Here is a 21,801-nt window from a genome sequence, read left to right as displayed (position 1 = left end):
AGTAGCGAAAAACAAGGTGAGAAACCTTGTCGCCGAAAGCCTAAGGTTTCCTGTAGTCAAGTTAATCTGCTCAGGGTTAGTCGGCTCCTAAGGCGAGGCCGAGAGGCGTAGTCGATGGGAAACAGGTTAATATTCCTGTACCACTATCATAATGTTATGGTAAGGGGGGACGGAGAAGGTAAGGCCATCCGGGCGTTGGTTGTCCCGGTTTAAGCGTGTAGGTTTGGTACTTTGGCAAATCCGGGTACCTTTAAGACTGAGGCGTGATGACGATGTCTTTTAGACAACAAAGTGGCTGGTTCCATGCTTCCAGGAAAATCCTCGTATCTAGTTATGATTGTGACCGTACCGTAAACCGACACAGGTAGGCAGGTAGAGAATACCAAGGCGCTTGAGAGAACTCTGGTTAAGGAACTCGGCAAAATAGCACCGTAACTTCGGGAGAAGGTGTGCCAGCAGGGTGTAATTATTTACTAATGAAGCCTAGTCTGGTTGCAGTGAAATGGGGGGAGCGACTGTTTACTAAAAACACAGGACTCTGCGAAGTCGAAAGACGAAGTATAGGGTCTGACGCCTGCCCGGTGCCGGAAGGTTAAGGGGACGTGTTAGCTTAGGCGAAGCACTGAACCGAAGCCCCGGTAAACGGCGGCCGTAACTATAACGGTCCTAAGGTAGCGAAATTCCTTGTCGGGTAAGTTCCGACCTGCACGAATGGCGTAACGATTTCCCCACTGTCTCAACCAGGGACTCAGCGAAACTGTAGTACCGGTGAAGATGCCGGTTACCCGCAACAAGACAGAAAGACCCCGTGAACCTTTACTACAGCTTGGCATTGGTTTTTGAGGTAACATGTGTAGGATAGGTGGGAGACTTTGAAGTCGGCACGCCAGTGTCGATGGAGTCACCCTTGAAATACCACCCTTGTTATCTTAGGAATCTAACTGCGGTCCGTAATCCGGATCCAGGACATTGTCTGGTGGGTAGTTTGACTGGGGCGGTCGCCTCCTAAAGAGTAACGGAGGCGCGCGATGGTTCCCTCCGGCTGATTGGAAACCAGCCTAAGAGTGTAAAGGCATAAGGGAGCTTGACTGCGAGAGAGACATCTCGAGCAGGTACGAAAGTAGGTCTTAGTGATCCGGCGATTCCGCATGGAAGGGTCGTCGCTCAACGGATAAAAGGTACTCCGGGGATAACAGGCTTATCTCCCCCAAGAGTCCATATCGACGGGGAGGTTTGGCACCTCGATGTCGGCTCATCACATCCTGGGGCTGAAGCAGGTCCCAAGGGTTTGGCTGTTCGCCAATTAAAGTGGTACGCGAGCTGGGTTTAAAACGTCGTGAGACAGTTTGGTCCTTATCTGTTGCGGGCGCAGGAAATTTGAAGAGATCTTCCCCTAGTACGAGAGGACCGGGGTGGACGAACCTATGGTGTTCCAGTTGTTCCGCCAGGGGCATTGCTGGGTAGCTAAGTTCGGCAGGGATAACCGCTGAAAGCATCTAAGCGGGAAGCCCACTCTAAGATGAGATTTCCCATGACATTAGTCATCTGAAGGCTCGTTGTAGACTACAACGTTGATAGGTCGGGTGTGGAAGTGTGGCAACACATGGAGCTAACCGATACTAATAAGCCGTGCGGCTTATCCACATTTTTTTGATTAAACAAACTACTACTACCCTACTATTCGATTATCTTTGTTTTACCAAGGGAAGGATGTCATAAACCACTCCCCTTCCCCATATACCGAAAAGTAGCACGATTTCTCTTTTCGGCGGTCATAGCGAAGAGGTTCCACCCGTTCCCATTCCGAACACGGAAGTTAAGCTCTTCTGCGCCGATGGTACTGCATGGGAAACTATGTGGGAGAGTAGGTCGCCGCCGATTTATATATACAAAACCCCGATCAGTTTAGACTGATCGGGGTTTTTGCGTTACGCAGTCCTGTTTTTGTTTCTATGATTTCATTCTTGTACTAGTACGCATTCCCATACGTAAACGACCATAGGATATTTCTCCTCCCCCCTCCCCCACATTGCTCAAACACTGTACATTTAATGAACACCCTCTATCCATTCCGCAGCATAGACACCTTGATTACGTGTATAACCTTATACAACAACAGGTACATCAATTTTTGAACCAAAATATGGCATGCTGTATGCATATAATTAACATGAAGTGCAGGCTGAAAGTTATTTTGAGGTTTTGCCTTGAATCGTTCTGTTCAAACTGCTGATACCTTTCATGGTTTCTAAAGACACTCTTTTTAAACCACAAAGAATCGTTGTTTCAGTTTATCGCAATACTGATAGTAAAATGTTACACCTCAAGGTAACAAAAGGAATTGGAATATCTCACATTTCATGCTTGCCCATCAGTATATGACCAACAACAAAGATATTTTTACAGAATATGAGGTAAAACGTTGCAATATAGTAAAAAAGAGAAACAACAGGCTTTTGGCTTTCACCTTATTCTCGATTGCTATCTGTGTCGTAGCGAAAAGCTCGACAATATTGACGCCTGTTATCAGTTTCTTGATCAAATGGTTGATATTATAGGTGCTACGAAACAAACACAACCATATGTTTTTCGAACCCCGGAGGAATTTATTGGCAAAGAAGGTTTGTCTGGCTGGGTACCAATCGTCGAGTCTGGCATTTCAATCCATACCTTGACAGAATCTCGATTTGTCTCTGTAGATGTCTACTCCTGTAAGGAGTTTGACATTCAAATGATAGTCCAATTCACTCAAGCCTTTTTTGAGCCAAATGAAATTGAGCAGCAATTTTTACTCAGAGGCCAAAAGTACCATTAACCTGGAAAATGAAATGAAAGTCCATTGCGGTAATAGTCCCTCAACGCGTGCCTATAGAAAACTGATAGCAGGCGTCTATAAAAACAACCCTTGTCATAGAGACTCCTTAACCGATGTGTACAACATTGTTACCTCATCTAAAGGCGCCTTTGGAAGCCGCTGCCATCATTCAGCCATAACCGTGACAGATGAAAACGATGAGGTGCTCGCTTTTTGTCTGTTGATACACGCAAAGCACCTGGCTGATACCTTACAGATTAGTTTTTTTGAGGCACAGCCTCATTGTGCAGTTGCTGTCAAAAAGTTGGTTGACGCCGCTCAACAGATAGCAATAGAAAAAGGTGTCAAAAGAATTATAGCCGGTATGAATGGCCACGTTAACTATGGACTCGGCTTTTTAACGGATTCCTTTGACAAGGTTCCCTGCTTCGGTTCTGCCTTTAATCCTCCTTATTACGCTCCATATTTTCTATTGTCAGGATTCAAAAAGTTCAATCTGGTATCATATCAATATGAGATCGACAACATTTCCATGGTCCGCGAAGAGCCCATACTGCGGCGCCTTGAAAAACGTTTCACCTTTCGAAAAACGGATTTCAGTAAACTCAAAGAGGAGATCAGCCTTTATACTGAACTCAATAATCTCTGTTTTAAAGGCCACCCGCTTTATTTCCCTCGTCTGGCAGAAGAAGACTATGAACTATTTCACCCTTTCCGCTGGTTCTTAAATGAAGATAATCTTCTCATAGCAGAACACAACGGACAACCAATTGCATTTATCCTCTGGTACCCAGATTATAATGAACTCATCGGCCCTGGTGAAAAACTTGGGATCAAAGCACTCCTTCGCTATAGAGTTTTTAGACAGCAGGTGACGAGGCTGAAAATAGCAGAAATTGGTGTGGTCCCCGAATACCAGGGAAGTGGTGTACTACTCGGTCTTTTCCATCACTGTTTCCGCCTTGCACGGGACAAATTTTCCACCTGCGAAACCGGCTGGATTTTCGATTCGAATGATAAGTCAAAAAACATCTGCCAGCGATGGCAACCAACGCCATCAAAAAATTACGCAGTCTTCTCCATGGATGTGTAATGGGTCTCTTCACTTGTGCGACGAACATCCGGCAACTACCAGAGGACTGGGACGCCATTTCTAGCGACCATCCGTTTCTCAGCCGCTCCTTTCTACAACACCTTGAGGTGGTCAATCCATGTGGCCAACAATATTATTATTCTATCGGTCCACAGGGTATTTCCCTGTTCGTAACGTATCAGCATCGTCTCAACATATTAACTTATGGGATTGGACACCTGGCACTTAATCTCACCGTTGTAGGCATACCCTGCTCCGTTTCCAGCCCTGGTTTCTTAATAAAAAACGACACATTGGAGGATTTTAAAAATGAATTAGGCAGAATTCAAGGTGGTGTATTGATTTTAAATTCCGGCTTTCATGATCTTGCCCCTCATTGTGTATGCGGTCAAACCTTACCAACATGTATTTTAAAAACGAATGGCCTGAATTTCCGTACATATCTTGATTCAATGAGGAGTCATTACCGCTACAAGATTATGAAATCTATGCAACGTTTTGCTGAAGTACAGATAACCAAGCTGGATGACAACTCGTGCTTTTCTCCTGATTTTTATCGTTTGTATGAACAAGTTTTCGACCGCTCCGATTTTAAATTGGAAAAACTGCCCATCTCTTTTTTTCAGCAATCCAAAAGCCAGCTAACTCTTTTCGAAAAAGATAATGAACCATTAGCCTTTTGCCAGACCAAACTTTCAGAGAGGAACTATTACTTTCTTTTCGGCGGGATCGATTACAACAATAATCATCGATTCGACACCTACTTCAACATGTTGATTCACATAGTCAAGAGTGGTTTTGAACATAGGGTTGAAACAATTGATCTCGGTCAAACTGCAGAGTGGGTCAAAATGCGGTTAGGCTGCACGCTTGATCCACGCTACCTTTTCGCCCGCCATTCAAATCCTCTTATACACTTTGGTATAAAGAAAGGTATTCACCTGCTGGGATATAGAAATCAACCTACCAAGCCCCACGTCTTTAAAGGGCGCCGGAAATGACGGATACGACTCCTTCCCGGGTGCTGCTCGTGCGCCCCAGATATCACTGCGTCGCTGAACGAATGGCCTTGTTGCCAACTGAACCCCTTGAACTCGAGTATCTGGCCAGGGCTGTTCGCGATTTTGGTGGATTGTATAAAATATGGGACGGCGGTTTTGATCAGGACCTTGGGGCAGCCTGCAAGGATTTTAAACCCACTCACGTGGCGCTGACCGGTTATTATGCCGCCCGCAATCAAATGCTTGACTATGCAAAGATCATCAAAGGATATTGCCCCCACGTCATTGTCATTGCAGGTGGAGTACACGCAGAGTTGAACCCTGCCGATTTTTGCCAGGAAAACATCGACCTTATTGTATCTTCTGGCGGATATTTTACATTCCTGAACATTCTTTCCTCAGGTGATCGACCGTACGATTCATTAAAAGGGATCTGGTATCGCCGTACTAACGGTGATTGGCACGAGAATGCCAGAGCACCGTTTCCGGTCGATGAACTTCCGGACCCAGATCGATCCTATTTCCTCGCCCATAAAGACCGATTCCATTATCTGCATCTTGGTACGGTGGCGCTGGTAAAAACCGGATTTGGTTGCCCTTTTGACTGCTCGTTCTGCTACTGCCGTCTGCTTAACGACGGGAACTATACTGCCCGACCGGTCCACCGGGTAGTGCAGGAAATAGCAGCCATAGACTGTGAACTCATCTGGCTCGTTGACGACACCTTTCTCCTTGATGAAGAGAGAATCAAGGAATTCGCATTCACCATTCATCAACAAGGTATAAAGAAAAATTTTATCATCTACGGTCGTGCCTCTTTCATCTGTGACCACAAAGACTTGTTACCCAAACTCAAGGAAATGGGGGTCATTGAGGTAATTGTCGGATTAGAGGCTATAGAAGAAGAAATGCTACACTCCTACAATAAACACGTTACGGCTTGGCAAAACAGCCGGTGTATCAAGCTATTGCATGAGCATGATATTAATTGTACCGGCCTTTTCATCATGACCCAGCAGGCTACGGCAGCTGATTTCCGCAACCTCGACAGGTGGATTGGCAGACATAAACTATCTAGCTACACCATATCTGTCTACACCCCCTTTCCTGGCACAAAAGAATTTGAACGGTATGCCAAACAGCTTCTTTCCGATGATCCCGTTAAATGGAATTTATTCTCACTGGTTTTAGCCCCAGAGCAGTTGAGCCGGTTTGGTTTTATGATCAGACTTTATTGGCTGCAGGCCAAAATACTTTTCCGGAACCAACGCCTTGCTGCTTATCTCGTAAAACGACTCCTGGTGTGGTCATGACCGTGTGGAATTTCTGGGCTCGCTATTATGACAGACTATGGGTTCAGCACGTCTCGCTCGCTCCCACCCGTGCCCTGATAACGGCACATATCGGTGACATTCTGTCTGGTAATGAAGGCCTTGCAATCCTGGACATGGGGTGTGGCACCGGTCAGCAGTATGGGGAAATATACTCTGAATTTGGCCCGAATCGGTCGCAGTATCTTGGCGTTGACCTGTCACCTCTCATGATAGCCAGAGCCGTGGAAAAATATCCCAATGTTCATTTCCAGATTGGTGATGCTTCTACTTTCCAAAGTGACTCTAACTTCGATGTTATCATCTGCAGCCATTCTTTTCCTTATTACAAAAACGCCAGGGAGACCCTTGCCATAATGGCAGACCTATTGAATCCAGGCGGGACATTGCTCCTGTCCCAGGCCTGCAGGAACAGTCTGTTTGACAAGATAGTATTGACCGGAGTGGGACTCACCACAGGCCCGGCAAATTACCGTACTGTCATCGAGATGCAAGAACTCGGCAACAACCTGTTTCAGACCTTAAAGACTACTCGAATCAGCAATCGTTTTTTCATGCCCTCCCTTTACCTTTTCAGGTGGCAACGATGAGGATACTCCTGGTACGCCCTCCATCCTCCCCTGAAACCATTGGGCTGCAACACGTGATGATCTGCGAGCCTCTTGAGCTCGAATACCTGGCCGCGATGATTCCGGAGCATCAGGTCACTATCATTGATCTCATTCTCGAAAAGAAATCATTTACAGATTTACTTGCAACATACAAACCCGAGCTGATCGGTTTCACAGGTTATATCACCCACGTAAACATAATAAAGAATCTCGCCTCCCAGGCAAAGAAATGGTCGGTGAACAGTTGCGTTACTGTTGTGGGCGGTGTCCACGCTGAGGTGGTTCCTGAAGATTTTACTGACATTAACCTCGATTATGTGGTCTGTGCCAATGGTCTGGAAACCTTCCAGGAGATTGTCAGGGCCGAATCACAAGGTGAACCACTCCCAACGGATACAGGCATTTACCGCAAAGGCAAACCAAAGCCTTTAAAAAAGAAGACATTTATCGCTCCCCATCCGGATCGAGACAAAGTTGCACGCTACAAGAAACACTATTACTATCTCTTTCATAATCCATGCACGTTATTGAAGACCTCTTTTGGCTGTCCTTTTGACTGTAGTTTCTGCTTTTGTCGTGAGATTACGGATCACGCATATTTTTGTCGCCCACTTGATGATGTGATGGTCGAGCTCGAAACAATATCCGACCAGGAGATCTACATTGTTGACGATAATTTTCTGGTAAATCGCGAGCGTGTCCTGTCCTTTTGTGACGAACTTGAACGACGAAACCTTAAAAAGCGCTTCCTCATCTACGGCAGAGCCGATTTTATTGCTCAAAACAGAGATGTAATTAAACGTTTCGCGACTCTTGGTCTGCGGGCAGTCATCGTTGGTCTCGAGTCCTGCCGGTCAAAAGATCTCAAACAGTATCATAAAGGGAACCTCCCCAGTATTAATGAAGAGGCAGTTGCAACTTTGGCAGATTGCGGGGTTGATTGTTACGCGACCCTCATTCTCGGCATTGACTGGGGAATCGCCGAGTTTAAAGAGCTGAAAAAATGGCTTCTGAACCTCAACCTTGTGTTTATTAATCTCCAGCCATTTACCCCTTTACCTGGCACATTGATGGGTACAATTCATAATGAGCAATTGCGGGTACCCCGAGCAGCATATGAGAAATGGGACCTGGCCCACCTGGTCATGCAACCGACCAGGCTGTCGGTTGCCAGCTATTATTGGCAGATTATTACACTCTATTATTCTATCACCCTCAGGCCATCTGCCATCTGGTCGCTGATTCGACGATTCGGTTTGTATGAAAACCTGCAACTGTCTGTGGGGTCGAGCCGGGTAACCTGGCAATACCTGAAAAAGGTGCTGCGTAATCTGGTGAAAACAGCATGAAGCTACTCCTCATCCAACCTTCTCCATATGGCTGTAAGGGCATGCCGATAAAGAAAAAGAAACTGTATTTTGTCGGTCTTGCCCTGCCCCTTCTGGCCGCACTGACCCCCAAGGAATGGGAGGTGGAAATATGTATCGAAACCCTGGAGGATGTGCCATTTGATACAGATGCTGATCTTATAGCTCTTTCAAGTATGGGTCATGGAGTACTCCGCTCCATTGATCTGGCTCAAAAATTCAAAAGTCTCGGTAAAACAGTTATCATGGGTGGGTATATGGTGAGCCTCATGCCGGAAGAAGCGTCATTATACTGTGACGCTCTTGTTGTCGGTGATGCGGAACCCGTATGGAGTAAACTCCTTGATGACTATAAAAATAACTGTCTACAACCTGTTTACCATGAAATGTTACAGGATTTAGACCCACCGCTGCCTCGCTATGATCTCCTGCTGTCTAAAAATATTGGGGATTTCCTGCCTGTGCAGGCAGGCCGAGGTTGCCCGAAGTCATGTTCTTTTTGCTCCGTCCACTGTTTATACAGGAATCGTTATTTCAGGCGGCCTGTCCAGTCAGTTATTCGGGATATTAAAGCCGTTAAGGATCTTGGTTTTACAAAATTCCTGCTGCTGGACGACAATATCCTGGCCAATACCTCGTATCTTTTCGAGCTTTGCAGCGAGATAAAAAAGCTCGACATGGTATGGTATTCCCAGTGTTCAATAGAGATAGCCAGACACAAAAAACTCCTTGCTGCAGTTGCTGATTCCGGTTGTCGAGTGCTCAGTTTCGGACTCGAATCCATCTCCCGGAAGAGCCTGGCGGCTATGGGCAAGGAATGGAGTAATCCTGTCGAATACCCTCAACTTATAAGGACAATACAAGATTCCGGCATCGACGTGTCCACCGAAATGGTGGTTGGCGCAGACGGTGACACCTTGTCCTCTATTGCCCACACTGCAGCGTTTATACGAGATAATAAGATTGTTGTACCAAGGTTTTATATACTCACTCCGATACCGGGTACCGATTTCTATAATCAACTCCTTCATGAAAGCAGGATCTGCAATGACGATATCTACTCTTACAATGGTGCGGAAGCCGTTCATATCCCTAAAAACATGACACCTCAAGAGCTGACGGACGCCTATTGGCAACTCTACAGGCGGGTGTTCAGTATTCCGTCAATTCTCGCCAGAACTCTTTTCCGAAAAGAATTCTGGAAACGACCAAAGGATTTTCTCCTCTACCTGGTGGTGAATCTCTATTACCGGCACCATATCAACAGGAAAATACCGCCGAATATTTACTAGGTTTTGGACAGATAGCATGGATATTCTTCTCATCAGACCACCAAGACCGCCGAAAGCTATTACCATCGGTGAATTCATGTTTTCGGAACCCCTTGGTCTTGAGGCTGTTTACAGAGTGCTCAAACAGGACCATGAACTTTTGCTGATCGACATGATGGTTGAGAGGTCTGATATTGAAAAGGTCCTCAAGAAATACCAGCCAAGATGTGTCGGGATCACTTCTCTTTGTATAGACGTCGAGACAATACTTACGCTAGCTTCACGCATAAAGGCGGTCAATCCAGGTATTCAGATAGTTGTTGGGGGGACACAGGCTCAGCTGAGACCGCACTCCTTTACTTCTCCAAACATAGACTATGTCATGACCCGATCAACCGCTGCAGGTATCAGTGAACTTTTTTCTGACCTGGTTGCCGGAAAAACACCAGGAGCCATCGATGGTGTACAGAGCAAAAAAGAGGGTTTTGCTGTCCCCAAACAATTACAATTTAACGAATACCTGATCCCCGACCGCAGTTCGACCCAAAGATATCGACATCACTACAGTTATTTCGGATACAAACCAAGTGCACTCCTGCAGACATCCCAGGGATGCAGTAAATGTTGCAGCTTTTGCCTACGCTGGCGCATTGAGGGAGCTGTGGAAAGGCATCAGGACATGTCCGCTATCTGTCGACAGATAGCGGACATCGATGAAGAAACGATCATGATTGTCGATAACGATTTCCTTTGTGACGGGGGAAGACTTGAGACGCTTTGCGATTACTTAAAGGAGAAGAGAATCCGTAAAAATTTCATCTGTTACAGCTCGGTGCATTCTGTACTGGCCAATAAGGACAGTGTAGAACGTTTCGCTCGTTACGGCTTAAAGGCAGCCTTAGTGGGGTACGAGTCACATAACTCCAAAGAGCTTTCTGCTTACAATAAAAAATGTACTGTAACTGACAGCAAGAGGGCCAGCGAGATTCTTCGTGGGTGCGGTATTGATGTGTGGGCCTCATTTATTATGCATCCGGACTGGAGTCATGAAGACTTTCATTCCTTAAGAAAATATATTCGCATATTGCAACCTGAAGTTTCATCACTCACCCCCTTGACCCCGTTTCCCGGCCTCCCATATTTTGATACCTTCAGGGACAGGCTGCTGGTTGATGAGCAGGAGTATACAAAATGGAGTTTCGGCCAGGTTACGATCCGGCCTGGCAAGATGACCCTGCAGGCTTATTACCTCGAGATACTGAAAACGAACCTGTATATCAATTTGTTCATGAATAATGCAATGTACCTTGTTCGCAAATTCGGCTGGAAAGCCCTCTTCCGTATAGCCCATGGTTCATTGAAGCTAACCTATCGCTACCTCACACTGCTTATAGAAGAAAAGGGAACGGGCTGATGAGATAAGTAAAAAAAACCGATCAGACCTGGTAAAGCGTTCCCATTTATACTGCTTGATACTACTCATTGGAAAACCTTCTTAATCTGAACGGAAATGAAATCACTGACCATAACCAGCCTGGTTATAGGAGGTACCGGTCGAGGCGGCAATGTCACGGATGACCTTCCAGTCTTTAAGGTAGGTCACAGGAAAAAAACCTGTCTGCTTTGCCGAATGTTTCCTGCATATCCGCGGTACATCGATACTCGTAAAAAGCATCGACTATTTTCTTGACCAGATCGGGATGAAGATTATGCGCATAACCAAACGAAGAGGTGGGGAATTTCGGGCTGGTAAACACGATGTTGAAATCATCGGCGTTGATCCTTCCCGCTTCCGCCATCCTGTTGAAAACATCTGAGGCGACCGGTGCTGCATCATAGTCACCATGAGCTACACCAAGGATAGACTGATCGTTCTTACCGGAATACACAACGGTATAGTCCTTATCGGGAACGATACCATGTTGCTCTGGGAGCCAGGTTGCCGGAATTTGAAGAGGCTGATGTGTGGGCAATCTTCTTTCCCTTGATATCTTCTAATGACTTAATACCGCTATCTTTTTTGGTGACCAGGATAAGGTTATACCCCTGGAAGCTATCCGGGTATCCCTTTACAGCGATGGGTGCATAACCTGCGAGATTCACAGCAAAGCCGGTCGGGCCGGTTGAAAAACCAGCAATATGGAGTCTGCCTGAGCGCATAGCCTCAACCTCGGCAGCATTTGACTGGACAGTATAGTAAATAACTTTCTTGCCTGTAGCCTTTTCCAGGTATTTCTGGAAATCAGCGAAGGCATCTTTGTAAACGGCAGGATCTTCAATAGGTGTGTAGGTGAATACAAGAGTATTGGGATCTTTCCAATCCTTAGGATCTTTCGGGGGGGGGCACAAGATCCATATTCTCACAATACATCAAAACACACATCTCCAACGCTACCTTTTACGCAAAAGCAAATCCGTGAATAAGTCCTCCTTCAATCACCAGAGTCACTGCTCAAAACAAAACCCGTTCATTTCCACTTACCCGACGATCCTCTGTTAACGATATCGAAGCTGATCTTTTATGTTTTTTCAACGTGTTAGCCATGTGTCAACCACCTCTTCAAGCTGGTCCGGCAGAACTCCCGTCAGCATGGCAAGATCAAGGATGGTAAACCGCGACCTCATCTGATTGGCGTTTATGACCACATTGATAAAATCCTTTCTGGAAAGCGGCTGACCGTTTGCCCGTATCTGTTGATAGCAATGAGCTCCCCCCGCCTTGGCCAAACAGTTTTTCAACTGGCTTGCGGCTACCAGACCAGGCTGTATATCTTCTCTAAGAGTTTGCCACTTGGCAGGATCTTCGATAAACGTGGCCACCTCCACCACCCGTTCCAGTTTCTTTCCATACTCCCCTTCAACAACAGGCGACAGGGAACCCCAGAAACCTGAATTGATCGTTGTGGGAAGAGCCCGAAAGACAGGTTTGTCCAGTTCCAGCACTTTTTCATAAAGAGCTGCGCACAATATAGAACCTACCCCAACCTGCCTGCCGTGGAAATCGTGACTCCTCCCGTCCCGGTTGGCAATCATGTCCAGAGTGTGTGAGATAAGATGTTCCCCTCCTGAAGCGGGCGATGAGGTTCCGGTTATGGTCATGGCGATACTGGAATAGAGCAGCGCCTCAAACAGGGCCTTCAGTGCCTCTGGATCCTTCCGTCTGACCCCTCCAGGATTATTGAGGTAGACGGGTTCGAGATCCTTCAGCAGGTCAACCGAGTACTGGCAGTAATAATCGTCAAACAGAATCTTGTTGAGTTTCCAGTCCGCTGAGCTGACCGACTTGGCGAGCACATCACCAAGTCCGGAGGCGGTCAGCTCCTCCGGGGCGTTGTTAATTATGGTAGGAACCGCAAAAAGAGCCTGGCAGGCATCAGCATGAAACAACACCTTCAGACCATCGACAGTTGCAGCCACATTGGCAGACCCATAGCCATTCATCGATGCCGCGGTCGGTATGGTGAAATACGGTTTTTTTCTTAAATAGGAGACCCACTTGACAAGGTCGTTGATAACACCACTGCCTACAGCCAGGTAGATATCGGCCTGGGGCGCTCTTCGGAGGAGATCTTCCTTGGTTATATCATCGGCGACGGGCGACTCCCCATCCCTGTCTTCAAGGATAAACCCAGTTACATCGACTCCAGCTGACTCAAGTAATTGAAAGACCTTCTCTCCGGCAGCCTCCCAGGTTCTGGTATCAGCAATGAGCAGACAGTTTTTGCCCGAACTCAGCTCGGCAGTAACCTCAGCCAGTTTGACCAGGGCATTTTCTCCATAATGGAGATACCTGGTAGGGATATGATGACTCTTGCCACATTCACACTCAAAGGTTGTACCGAGAAGTGGTGTCAGATCCATTGTGAAGTCTGAAAGATAGAATTTTTCATTTTTATCCTGCTTCGTTTGACAGGCAGATGAGTAAAGAGAAATATCAAAAGGTAACATTCAACTCCAGTAGAGATTATGTATCAAGATATTTCCGATAATTCCGATCTTCTTTCAGGGTATGGTTCACAAGCCAATCTAGCAGGAAAATCTGAGCCTTGAACATTCTGAATGTTTTACTGAGGGAGGGATTGTTAAGTTCTTCAATGATAGATGAAAATGAGGCAAGAAAGGCCTCATGCTGCATTTTGTGATAATCAAACAAAGGATAATCTGTGGAATCGAGAATTTCCTCTTCGGTCATAAAATGTATTCGAGCGCTCTCTTCAATTTCCCGGATCAAACCGTTAATCTCAAATGATTCCTTTTCATTCTCAATATATTCAATAAGTTTTATAGATGCATCTACCAGTTCCTGGTGTTGGGAATCAATAATATCATGGTTGAGGATGAATCGATCTCCCCAGGTTATCCGATCCGACAATTCACTTGAACCTTCGTACGTGCCATTTTCCAGATAGTTCTCACACCTCTCTAAATAAATACGGGCCGGCAGATCCTCTTTGTTGGCAGCCAGGCAGGTGGTGAGAAGTATTCGGGCCGTTTCGATGTTCTTGTAATGGAAATGAGCCAGCGCTTCTTCAAACTTTCCCTTGGTTTTCAACTTACCCTTTCTGACAGACTCCTTGTCACCGGCAAAAACCTCGTAAATCGATTGTGGTTTGTATTTCCCCTTTACCAACACCCTGTCAATAAAACGTGCATATTTTTTATACTCATCGCTTAAGCTGTGATAGGTTGATTCACCGATCATCAGCTTCAATCCATATACCTTGGTCAGTGATTCGATCCGGGCACAGAGGTTCACCGAATCACTGATGACCGTCCCGTCCATCCGGTTGTAGCCACCCACCGTGCCGATCATGGCAAGACCGGTATTGAGGCCTATACCTATATCAATCTGCTGATACCCCGCCCTCGCCCGGCCCTCATTATAATGTTGGAGTTGTTTAAGCATCTGCAGTGAACATGCCAGGGCACTATCAGGTGATTCCGGAAAAATCGCCATGATGGCATCGCCGATATATTTGTCAATAATACCATCGTTCACACTGATTATCGGCTCCATCTGGCTCAGGTACGAGTTGATGAAATTAAAATTCTCCTGAGGCGTAAGTTCTTCCGACAAAGTCGTGAACCCACGGATATCCGTAAACAGGATGGTCAACATCTGCTCAACCTGATCCCCGAGTTTGATCTCGGTTATATCCTTTTTATTTAGAAGATCGAGTAACTTATGAGGAACAAATCGATCATATGAACTGATTAGTTTTCTGATATCTCTCATCTCTGGCGGGTAACCCCTCTCTGAGCTTTTTAATAACCTCTCTTTTTTCACCACAGCACAAGTCTATATTTTCCTCACCCATTGTTCAAGGATGAGCAATCCTCCCGCTCTATTAACCTATTAAATTCAACATGCCTGTCGAACTATTTGCATGAGTCTTTTGAATTGCCCCAGGCAAAATGATAGTATTCACATGCACCAGTATTCATTATTCATTCTCAGGAGCCTGCTCGAGAATGGTTTTTTCTCAAACTCTTCGGAATTTTCAAATAATAATGCTTGCAATATCGGTTACATGGCTGTGCTAAATTTTTGAAAATGTCTCGATTTTGACCAAAACCATTCCCGGACAGCCTCCTAACATATAGCAATAACAGGGGGAAAAACGTGCGGCCTTGGTTCACATTAATAAACACCGGTACCTATCTTACTGTTTTCATGACTTTAGTCATTTTCACTGCATGCTCAGATACAGAACCATATAAAATAGGCTTTATCGGCAGCTTCACAGGTCAGTTTGCCGATATTGGGATTGCCGGGCGTGACGGCGTCATCCTGGGTATTGAAGAGTTCAATAAAAACGGCGGGATTAAAGGCAAACAGGTCCACCTCATCATTAAAAACCACCACCATGACCCCAAAACTGCCGTGCAGGCAATGCAGGAATTTGCCCAGGAAGGTGTCAGCGGTATTATAGGCCCAATGACCAGCACCATGGCGCTGATACTTGCTCCCCTGGCTGATGAGCTTGCTATACCGATGATCAGCCCGACAGCCTCATCCTCAGAATTGTCAGGTAAAAAAGATTTTTTCCTCCGGGTATACCCTTCAAACGCCCATGTTGCGAAAAACGTTGCTGAATATGCCGCAACCCTTAAAGGATATACCAGGATTGCCGTAATTTATGACACCAGCAATGCCGGCTACTCAGCGACCCTCTCCAGACACTTTGAAACGTTTTTTACCGGTTACGGAGGCACAATATCTGTCTTAACATCCTATAGCACGAAGGATCATCCGGATTTCCTGCAACTTACCGACCAACTCCTGGCATCTGCCCCGGACGCCATATATATCATAGCCGGTGCCCGGGATACGGCCATGATCTGCCAACAACTTGCCAAAAGGAATGAAAGGATTCCGGTACTGACAAGTGAATGGTCGATTACTCCTGAAATTTTTAATTACGGGGGGGACACAATCAACGGAGTCGAGTTTTTCCAACTCTTCAACCCTCAGGATAACTCACCGAAATATATTGATTTTAAGAAAAATTACACACACAGGTTTTCTCATGATCCCGGTTTTGCTCCGATCCACTCCTATGAAGCCACCCAGGTCCTTCTTGCGGCGCTCAGGAAAAGTACCGACCCAAGCACCATACCCGAGACTATCACCGGGATTGGCACCTTCCACGGACTGCAAAATGACTTCATCATTAATGCATTTGGTGATGCCCTGAGGCCTTACTATTTGAAAGCTATCTCAGACGGGACCGTTATAACCCTGAAACGATGAAAGCCTATTTCTCCTCATACGCCGGGTTTCTCATTGTACGGTCAATTGCTCTGGCAATACTACCCTTAATAATTCTCAGCAGTTTTACCTACTGGTATCTCTCCCACAGTTTTGTGCTGTCCCTCTCGGCCAGGAACGAGCTCCTGGCCCAGCGGTTAGCCGGTGAGATCTCAGCTCTTATCGGACAACACCTCGTCATCCTGCAACAGATAAAATATTTTATAGAAACCGATGTGACTGACAACTCGAAAATCACAGCTCACATGGAAACAATTGTTCGGAATTCAGAAACCTTCGAGACCATTTATCTCCTTGATGCAGAAAACAGGATAGACGCTATAGGCCTACCGGCAGAACTGACTAATCATAACGTGGAGTACCTCGACCTGGACATGTCCGGGATGGCCCGGCTGGAACTCGATAAAGGGCAGACAGACACCCACTGGTCGGATCTGTTCCTTTCCAGATTTTCCGGAGTACAGTCCATGTTTATCGCTTTGGACACCGGGCAGGGAAAACTTATCGGCGTTTTCACCATCGCTCACATTCGTGATCTTATCCGCACTATACAAACTACACAAGGCATCTCCCTGATGGTGACAGACCATCGTGGTGATTTGATCTTTGCCGATAAGGAATCCCTTGTTGAAGAGCATTACAATTTCTCACATATCGAACCTGTACGGCAGGCTACATCTGGTGTATTTGGTACATTTCAATACCGTCACCCGAAACATGAGCCACAGATCGGTTCCACGGCCGGTCTTCCTCATACCAAATGGGTTGTAGTTGTTTCCCAGAACCAGCTGGAGGCTCAACGTTCCGTTGCAGAAATGAGCCGACTTATCCTGCTTATAGCCCTGTTGCTGGTCCCGCTTATAATTTTCCTCGCTGTTTTGACAGCCAGAAAACTGCACCGCCCCCTCAAGCTGTTTGAAACAAAGGTAAAAGCTATTGCCTCAGGTGATTACACCAGGGATCTCGAGCACCAGAGTTTTCCCGAGGTCGAGTCGCTGGCCAGCCACATCAGGGTTATGGCCTCCGCTATCTCTCAGAGAGAGCAAGACCTTGTTGAAAGCGAAGAGAGATATCGGCTGATGGCGGAACGTACCGGACAGGTTATATACGATTATGATGTTCAGACCGGAAACATTGACTGGTATGGTTCAATCTTTGAAGTTACAGGCTACACAGCCAATGAGATGGGGAAATATGGTATCCAGGACTGGAGGAAGTTTATCCACAAGGACGATGCTGAACATACCTCAACCCTGTTGGCCCTATCACTGAAAGATGGGACACCCTTCAAGTCAGAATACAGGTACCGGCGAAAAAACGGTTCTTTTGCCTATCTTGAGGACCATGGCACCTGTTTAACCGATGATGCCGGGAAGGTCTTTCGCATGCTCGGGAACATGAAGGATATTTCAGAGAGAAAACAAATTGAAGAAGCACTTCTTGAGAGCGAAGAACGTTTCCGCATGATGATGCACCAGGCACCCTCGGTCATAGAACTCTATGACGCTGACGGGTTGCTGGTTGATGTAAACCAGGCCTATGAGGAGTTATGGGGATTTCCGGCAGAAACAACTGTCAACACATTCAACATCCTCAAGAGTAAGGAAATTGAGGAAATCGGTCTGGCTCCATTTGTTAAAAAGGCATACGAAGGAGAAATTGCCTGGGTACCGGAATACAGATTTGATCCAAGGGGACACACCGAGGCCCGGGGAGCAGGACGGGTCCGGTGGTTAAGTAGCCGCATCTACCCCCTCAAAAACAGTGGTGGCGAGGTAAAGCATATCGTCATCACCCACGAAGATATCACCGAGGTACGGTTGGCAGCCGAAGAACGAAAAATGCTGGAAACACAGATGCGCCAGACCCAGAAAATGGAGGCGATTGGTACCCTCGCTGGCGGAATCGCCCATGACTTCAATAACATTCTGTCGGCCATATTCGGCTATACTCAGCTGGCCCGCATGACCAAGGAAAAACCGGATAGACTGGACAAGGCACTCGACGGAATTTATCTGGCAACCGATCGTGCCAAAAAACTAGTCAAGCAAATCCTGGCATTCAGCCGGCAGGATACAAAGAGCAAAAACAATATATCGCTCTCCCCTCTTGGCAAAGAAGTCGCCAAGCTGGTTCGACAGGCCATCCCCTCTACCATCGATATTCATTGTGAGACAACCAGCGTTTTAACAGTTCATTGCGACCCGACCCAGTTACACCAGGTGATTATGAATCTGTGCACCAATGCCTATCAGGCGATGAGGGATTCGAAAGGCATACTGGAATTGAAAATTGAGGATACGGAACTGACCCAGCCGTTAACCAATCAGGACATCATTGTCGTGCCGGTCGGGACATACGTGGCCATCACCGTCCGCGACACCGGCTACGGCATGGATAAGGATATGATAAAAAAGATATTTGAACCGTATTTCACTACCAAGGAGATTGGTGAAGGAACCGGACTCGGCCTCGCAGTTGTACATGGGATAGTTAATGACCATAACGGATATGTTAACGTCTCGAGCATACCCGGTAAAGGGAGTGAGTTCACTGTCTACCTTCCGGCATCAAAATCTGCGCCAACAGAAATCAGGAGGGTGACAACCAAACCATCAAATTTGGCGGGTACAGAAAACGTCCTGTTCATAGATGATGAGTCCCCCATTACCAGTATCGTCGGCAAAGTTCTTCCTCGATATGGATACCGTGTCACCACGTATGAAGATCCTCAGGAGGCGCTCGATCATTTCCTGAGCTTTTCTGCAAACTATGATATCCTGATAACGGATATGACCATGCCCAAACTGACTGGAATGGAAATCATCAACTCGATTCGTAAAAAAAGGCCGGAATTGCCGGTTATTCTCTGTACAGGCTACAGCGAAAAAATCAGTGAGAACGAGGCCAGATATCTCGGGGTAGACGAATACCTTGAAAAACCATTTCCCATGACGGTATTGCTTAAAGCAATCAGGAACATACTCGATTCAACCACCCAATAAAATACATGAAATCCATTCTCTGTATAGATGACGACCCAATGATCCTCGATGTGCTCCGTGAATATTTTGAGGAAAAAGGAAACACGGTTTTAGTAGCTGAAAATGGTAAAGAAGGCTTAAAAGCATATTATCACTTTCAACCCAATGTTGTTCTGGTCGACCTTAAAATGCCGGTTATGGACGGTTTTCAGGTTCTTCAGGAGGTGACGACTGATAATCCCGATACACCCATTATCGTGATCTCGGGTGAGGGTGAAATGGCCGATGTCATCCAGGCCCTGCATCTGGGTGCATGGCATTACATGACGAAACCGGTTGAGAATTATGACATTCTTCATCACGCCGTAGAACAGGCCTTGGAAAAAGCGGAACTCATCAAACAAAACAAATCCTACCAGGCGGGACTGGAGCAAAAACTCGGAGGTGTAATTGCCCAGTATCCAGGATTTATTTTCGCCTGCGATAAGAATTTCATCATCACCCAGGTCAATAATCAGTTACAGGAGCATTTCAGCAGTTCCCTGCTGGGGGAGTATTGTTATACAGCAATTTTCGGTAAAAAATCAGCCGAAGAATGGTGTGCAAGACCCATCTCCGACTTCTCTCAGCCTTTCACGCATGAGTTATTCAACCCCATGGACCAGCGGTGGTATGACATGACCGTGCTCCCAATCCTCGATCAGGGTCAGGAAATTACCGAGTACCAGATTGTGCTTCATGACATCACGAAACAAAAACAGGAACTCCTTGAGGCCGAGGAACGTGAAAACCAGCTTCGTGAAGAAAACAGACTCTTACTTTCATCACTCAAGGATCGCTTCAGGTTCGGTAACATTATCGGAAAAAGCAAACCCATGCAGGAGGTCTATCGAACCATTATTGATGCCGCCGCATCGGATGCCAGTGTTATTATTTACGGGGAATCAGGCACCGGTAAGGAACTTGTTGCTCAAGCGATCCACGAGAACAGTCCACGAAACGGTCCATTTATCTGTGTTAACTGCGGGGCAATCCCTGAAAATCTGATTGAAAGTGAATTCTTCGGCTACAAACAGGGTGCATTTTCCGGAGCCGTCAGAGACAAACATGGTTTTCTTGATATCGCAGATGGAGGCACCCTCTTTCTCGATGAAATCGGGGATATTCCCCTGCAGATGCAGGTCAAGTTTCTACGGGCCATCGAAGGGGGCGGCTTCACACCTCTTGGTGGAACGGAGAGTAAGAATCCTGATGTGAGAATAATCGCCGCGACCAATAAAGAACTGACTGAACTTGTTAAAAAGGGGGAAATGAGACAGGATTTTCTCTACCGCATCCACGTCATACCAATCAACCTGCCACCGTTAAGAGAACGGCAGGACGACATACGACTGCTCATTGATCACTTCTTCGAGATGTATGATCAGGATGGTACGAAAGAACTACCAACGCAGATACGAAAAATGCTTCATACTCACAGCTGGCCTGGCAACGTCAGGGAATTACAAAACACCATCCAGCGTTATATAACTTTAGGCAAACTTGACTTTATCGACATCTCATCTGAGGAAAATCGGGGCGGAAATCTGCTCGACCTGGTCGATGTTCCCGAGGAGATCAGTTCTCTGTCTGCTCTGCTCGAAGAAGTAGAACGGCAAATCCTGACCAGAAGTTTCGAGTTGTATGAGTGGCACCAGGGAAAAACTGCCCAGGCCCTGAAGATTGATCGCAAAACATTGTACCGAAAAATGAAGAGTCTTGACATCGTCAAACCCTAGGAATAGGGCAGGAATGCCCCATCCTGTCGCATTTGTGCCCCACACATCATTTTCCATTTAATTTTAGATCACTACACACACTCCTCTCAACCCAGAGGGCAATTCTGTCCCAAAGATGCCCTCCCCATCACTCGTTCCATGCAGGCCTTACCAGTCTCATTTATTGCATAATAGTAAGCTCTTGCCAACTACTCTTCGTCTTGGCACCTAACTTGCTCTATCATTCATGTAAAGTGATGATGACAGTTCACACCGATTTCAGCCAGGTTTAACATAATTCGATGGAGGTATTATGAAGGTACCCATCTCACAACACAGACCGAACCATCAACTTCCGGATCAAGGATTCCGGATTCTGGTTATAGAAGACGACGAGCAGATTGCCCAATTGATAATCCTGGCACTCAAACAGATACAACTGAGTGCAGATCATGCAGCCAACAGAGAAGAAGCACTGGCACTGGTGCAGCAAAACAACTACCAACTCGCACTTCTCGACATTCACCTGGGTAATGATAACGGACTGGATCTCCTGGAGATTATCAGACTCCACCTGCCCTCCATCGAATTCATTACCATGACCGGAGACAACCCCCGTACGGTCGAAACAAAAGTCCGTGAGCTAAAGGTCCTCTACCATCTCGTCAAGCCATTCAGCATCCGCGAACTCAACCAGTTGCTCGAGCACATCGTTCATCGTCATACGACTTTGCCACAAGAAAACAGCTCATCAGTTTACATATAAATTTACAGGCCCATCCAGACCTATCCTGAGGAG

At 46.4% G+C, this 21,801-nt stretch carries 14 protein-coding genes, 2 rRNA genes and 1 pseudogene (1 of these 17 only partly in view); 14 read left to right on the top strand and 3 right to left on the bottom strand.

Features of this window, described 5'->3' with window-relative positions; translation table 11 throughout:
- The 10 genes from GA520_RS02045 to GA520_RS02000 form a co-directional block, all read left to right on the top strand.
- Window positions 1-1,644, top strand: a 23S ribosomal RNA gene (locus tag GA520_RS02045) (it extends 1,364 nt beyond the left edge of the window).
- Window positions 1,645-1,764: 120 nt separating this feature from the next.
- Window positions 1,765-1,881: ribosomal RNA gene (gene rrf / locus GA520_RS02040) — 5S ribosomal RNA — on the top strand.
- Between the two features lie 541 nt (window positions 1,882-2,422).
- Window positions 2,423-2,815, top strand: coding sequence for an S-adenosylmethionine decarboxylase family protein (locus tag GA520_RS02035; RefSeq protein WP_163340250.1), 393 nt, complete (start codon window positions 2,423-2,425; stop codon window positions 2,813-2,815).
- Window positions 2,816-2,828: 13 nt separating this feature from the next.
- The gene (locus tag GA520_RS02030) at window positions 2,829-3,908 is read left to right on the top strand and encodes a GNAT family N-acetyltransferase (RefSeq protein WP_163340251.1); all 1,080 of its coding nucleotides are present in this window, start codon (window positions 2,829-2,831) and stop codon (window positions 3,906-3,908) included.
- Window positions 3,908-4,909, top strand: a complete 1,002-nt coding sequence (locus GA520_RS02025) for a GNAT family N-acetyltransferase (protein ID WP_163340252.1) — start codon at window positions 3,908-3,910, stop codon at window positions 4,907-4,909. Before GA520_RS02030 ends, GA520_RS02025 begins: the two co-directional genes overlap by 1 nt.
- Window positions 4,906-6,222, top strand: a complete 1,317-nt coding sequence (locus GA520_RS02020; RefSeq protein ID WP_163340253.1) for a B12-binding domain-containing radical SAM protein — start codon at window positions 4,906-4,908, stop codon at window positions 6,220-6,222. Before GA520_RS02025 ends, GA520_RS02020 begins: the two co-directional genes overlap by 4 nt.
- Window positions 6,219-6,830 (top strand): trans-aconitate 2-methyltransferase, encoded by a 612-nt coding sequence (locus tag GA520_RS02015; RefSeq protein ID WP_163340254.1) that lies wholly within the window; start codon window positions 6,219-6,221, stop codon window positions 6,828-6,830. The genes GA520_RS02020 and GA520_RS02015 overlap by 4 nt, the downstream gene beginning before the upstream one ends.
- The gene (locus GA520_RS02010) at window positions 6,827-8,200 is read left to right on the top strand and encodes a B12-binding domain-containing radical SAM protein (protein ID WP_163340255.1); all 1,374 of its coding nucleotides are present in this window, start codon (window positions 6,827-6,829) and stop codon (window positions 8,198-8,200) included. Before GA520_RS02015 ends, GA520_RS02010 begins: the two co-directional genes overlap by 4 nt.
- On the top strand, window positions 8,197-9,510 hold the full coding sequence (locus GA520_RS02005) for a radical SAM protein (protein ID WP_163340256.1): 1,314 nt from the start codon (window positions 8,197-8,199) through the stop codon (window positions 9,508-9,510). The genes GA520_RS02010 and GA520_RS02005 overlap by 4 nt, the downstream gene beginning before the upstream one ends.
- A 16-nt stretch (window positions 9,511-9,526) precedes the next feature.
- The gene (locus tag GA520_RS02000) at window positions 9,527-10,903 is read left to right on the top strand and encodes a B12-binding domain-containing radical SAM protein (protein ID WP_163340257.1); all 1,377 of its coding nucleotides are present in this window, start codon (window positions 9,527-9,529) and stop codon (window positions 10,901-10,903) included.
- Window positions 10,904-11,078: 175 nt separating this feature from the next.
- Here the strand turns inward: GA520_RS02000 and phnD are convergent.
- From phnD to GA520_RS01985, 3 genes and pseudogenes are all read right to left on the bottom strand, one after another.
- Window positions 11,079-11,853: pseudogene (gene phnD, locus GA520_RS01995) on the bottom strand (phosphate/phosphite/phosphonate ABC transporter substrate-binding protein).
- A 165-nt stretch (window positions 11,854-12,018) separates the two neighbouring features.
- Complete coding sequence (locus GA520_RS01990) at window positions 12,019-13,437, bottom strand: sn-glycerol-1-phosphate dehydrogenase (protein WP_163340258.1); 1,419 nt, start codon at window positions 13,435-13,437, stop codon at window positions 12,019-12,021.
- Window positions 13,438-13,453: 16 nt separating this feature from the next.
- Window positions 13,454-14,725 (bottom strand): adenylate/guanylate cyclase domain-containing protein, encoded by a 1,272-nt coding sequence (locus GA520_RS01985; protein ID WP_163340259.1) that lies wholly within the window; start codon window positions 14,723-14,725, stop codon window positions 13,454-13,456.
- 387 nt (window positions 14,726-15,112) lie between these two features.
- Between GA520_RS01985 and GA520_RS01980 the strand changes: the two genes are divergently transcribed.
- The 4 genes from GA520_RS01980 to GA520_RS01965 all read left to right on the top strand — a co-directional run bounded on the left by GA520_RS01980 (window position 15,113) and on the right by GA520_RS01965 (window position 21,768).
- Window positions 15,113-16,243 carry an ABC transporter substrate-binding protein gene (locus GA520_RS01980; protein WP_163340260.1) on the top strand — a complete coding sequence of 377 codons (1,131 nt, stop codon included), beginning with the start codon at window positions 15,113-15,115 and terminating at the stop codon, window positions 16,241-16,243.
- On the top strand, window positions 16,240-19,266 hold the full coding sequence (locus GA520_RS01975; protein ID WP_163340261.1) for a PAS domain S-box protein: 3,027 nt from the start codon (window positions 16,240-16,242) through the stop codon (window positions 19,264-19,266). Before GA520_RS01980 ends, GA520_RS01975 begins: the two co-directional genes overlap by 4 nt.
- Window positions 19,267-19,271: 5 nt before the next feature.
- Window positions 19,272-21,023, top strand: a complete 1,752-nt coding sequence (locus GA520_RS01970) for a sigma-54-dependent Fis family transcriptional regulator (RefSeq protein WP_163340262.1) — start codon at window positions 19,272-19,274, stop codon at window positions 21,021-21,023.
- Window positions 21,024-21,315: 292 nt separating this feature from the next.
- Window positions 21,316-21,768, top strand: a complete 453-nt coding sequence (locus GA520_RS01965) for a response regulator (protein WP_163340263.1) — start codon at window positions 21,316-21,318, stop codon at window positions 21,766-21,768.
- Window positions 21,769-21,801: the final 33 nt, after the last annotated feature.

Source organism: Desulfopila sp. IMCC35008 (assembly GCF_010646885.2).
Lineage (GTDB): Bacteria > Desulfobacterota > Desulfobulbia > Desulfobulbales > Desulfocapsaceae > Desulfopila.
This window is presented reverse-complemented; position numbering and strand designations above follow the sequence as displayed.

Excerpts from the sequence above, each read along its gene's own strand:
- GA520_RS02005 (WP_163340256.1), top strand. The coding sequence starts at position 8,197 with ATGAAGCTACTCCTCATCCAACCTTCTCCATATGGCTGTAAGGGCATG.
- GA520_RS02000 (WP_163340257.1), top strand. The coding sequence starts at position 9,527 with ATGGATATTCTTCTCATCAGACCACCAAGACCGCCGAAAGCTATTACC.
- GA520_RS02015 (WP_163340254.1), top strand. The coding sequence starts at position 6,219 with ATGACCGTGTGGAATTTCTGGGCTCGCTATTATGACAGACTATGGGTT.
- GA520_RS02020 (WP_163340253.1), top strand. The coding sequence starts at position 4,906 with ATGACGGATACGACTCCTTCCCGGGTGCTGCTCGTGCGCCCCAGATAT.
- GA520_RS02025 (WP_163340252.1), top strand. The coding sequence starts at position 3,908 with ATGGGTCTCTTCACTTGTGCGACGAACATCCGGCAACTACCAGAGGAC.
- GA520_RS01990 (WP_163340258.1), bottom strand. The coding sequence starts at position 13,437 with ATGTTACCTTTTGATATTTCTCTTTACTCATCTGCCTGTCAAACGAAG.
- GA520_RS01985 (WP_163340259.1), bottom strand. The coding sequence starts at position 14,725 with ATGAGAGATATCAGAAAACTAATCAGTTCATATGATCGATTTGTTCCT.
- GA520_RS01975 (WP_163340261.1), top strand. The coding sequence starts at position 16,240 with ATGAAAGCCTATTTCTCCTCATACGCCGGGTTTCTCATTGTACGGTCA.
- GA520_RS01965 (WP_163340263.1), top strand. The coding sequence starts at position 21,316 with ATGAAGGTACCCATCTCACAACACAGACCGAACCATCAACTTCCGGAT.
- GA520_RS02030 (WP_163340251.1), top strand. The coding sequence starts at position 2,829 with ATGAAAGTCCATTGCGGTAATAGTCCCTCAACGCGTGCCTATAGAAAA.
- GA520_RS02010 (WP_163340255.1), top strand. The coding sequence starts at position 6,827 with ATGAGGATACTCCTGGTACGCCCTCCATCCTCCCCTGAAACCATTGGG.
- GA520_RS01970 (WP_163340262.1), top strand. The coding sequence starts at position 19,272 with ATGAAATCCATTCTCTGTATAGATGACGACCCAATGATCCTCGATGTG.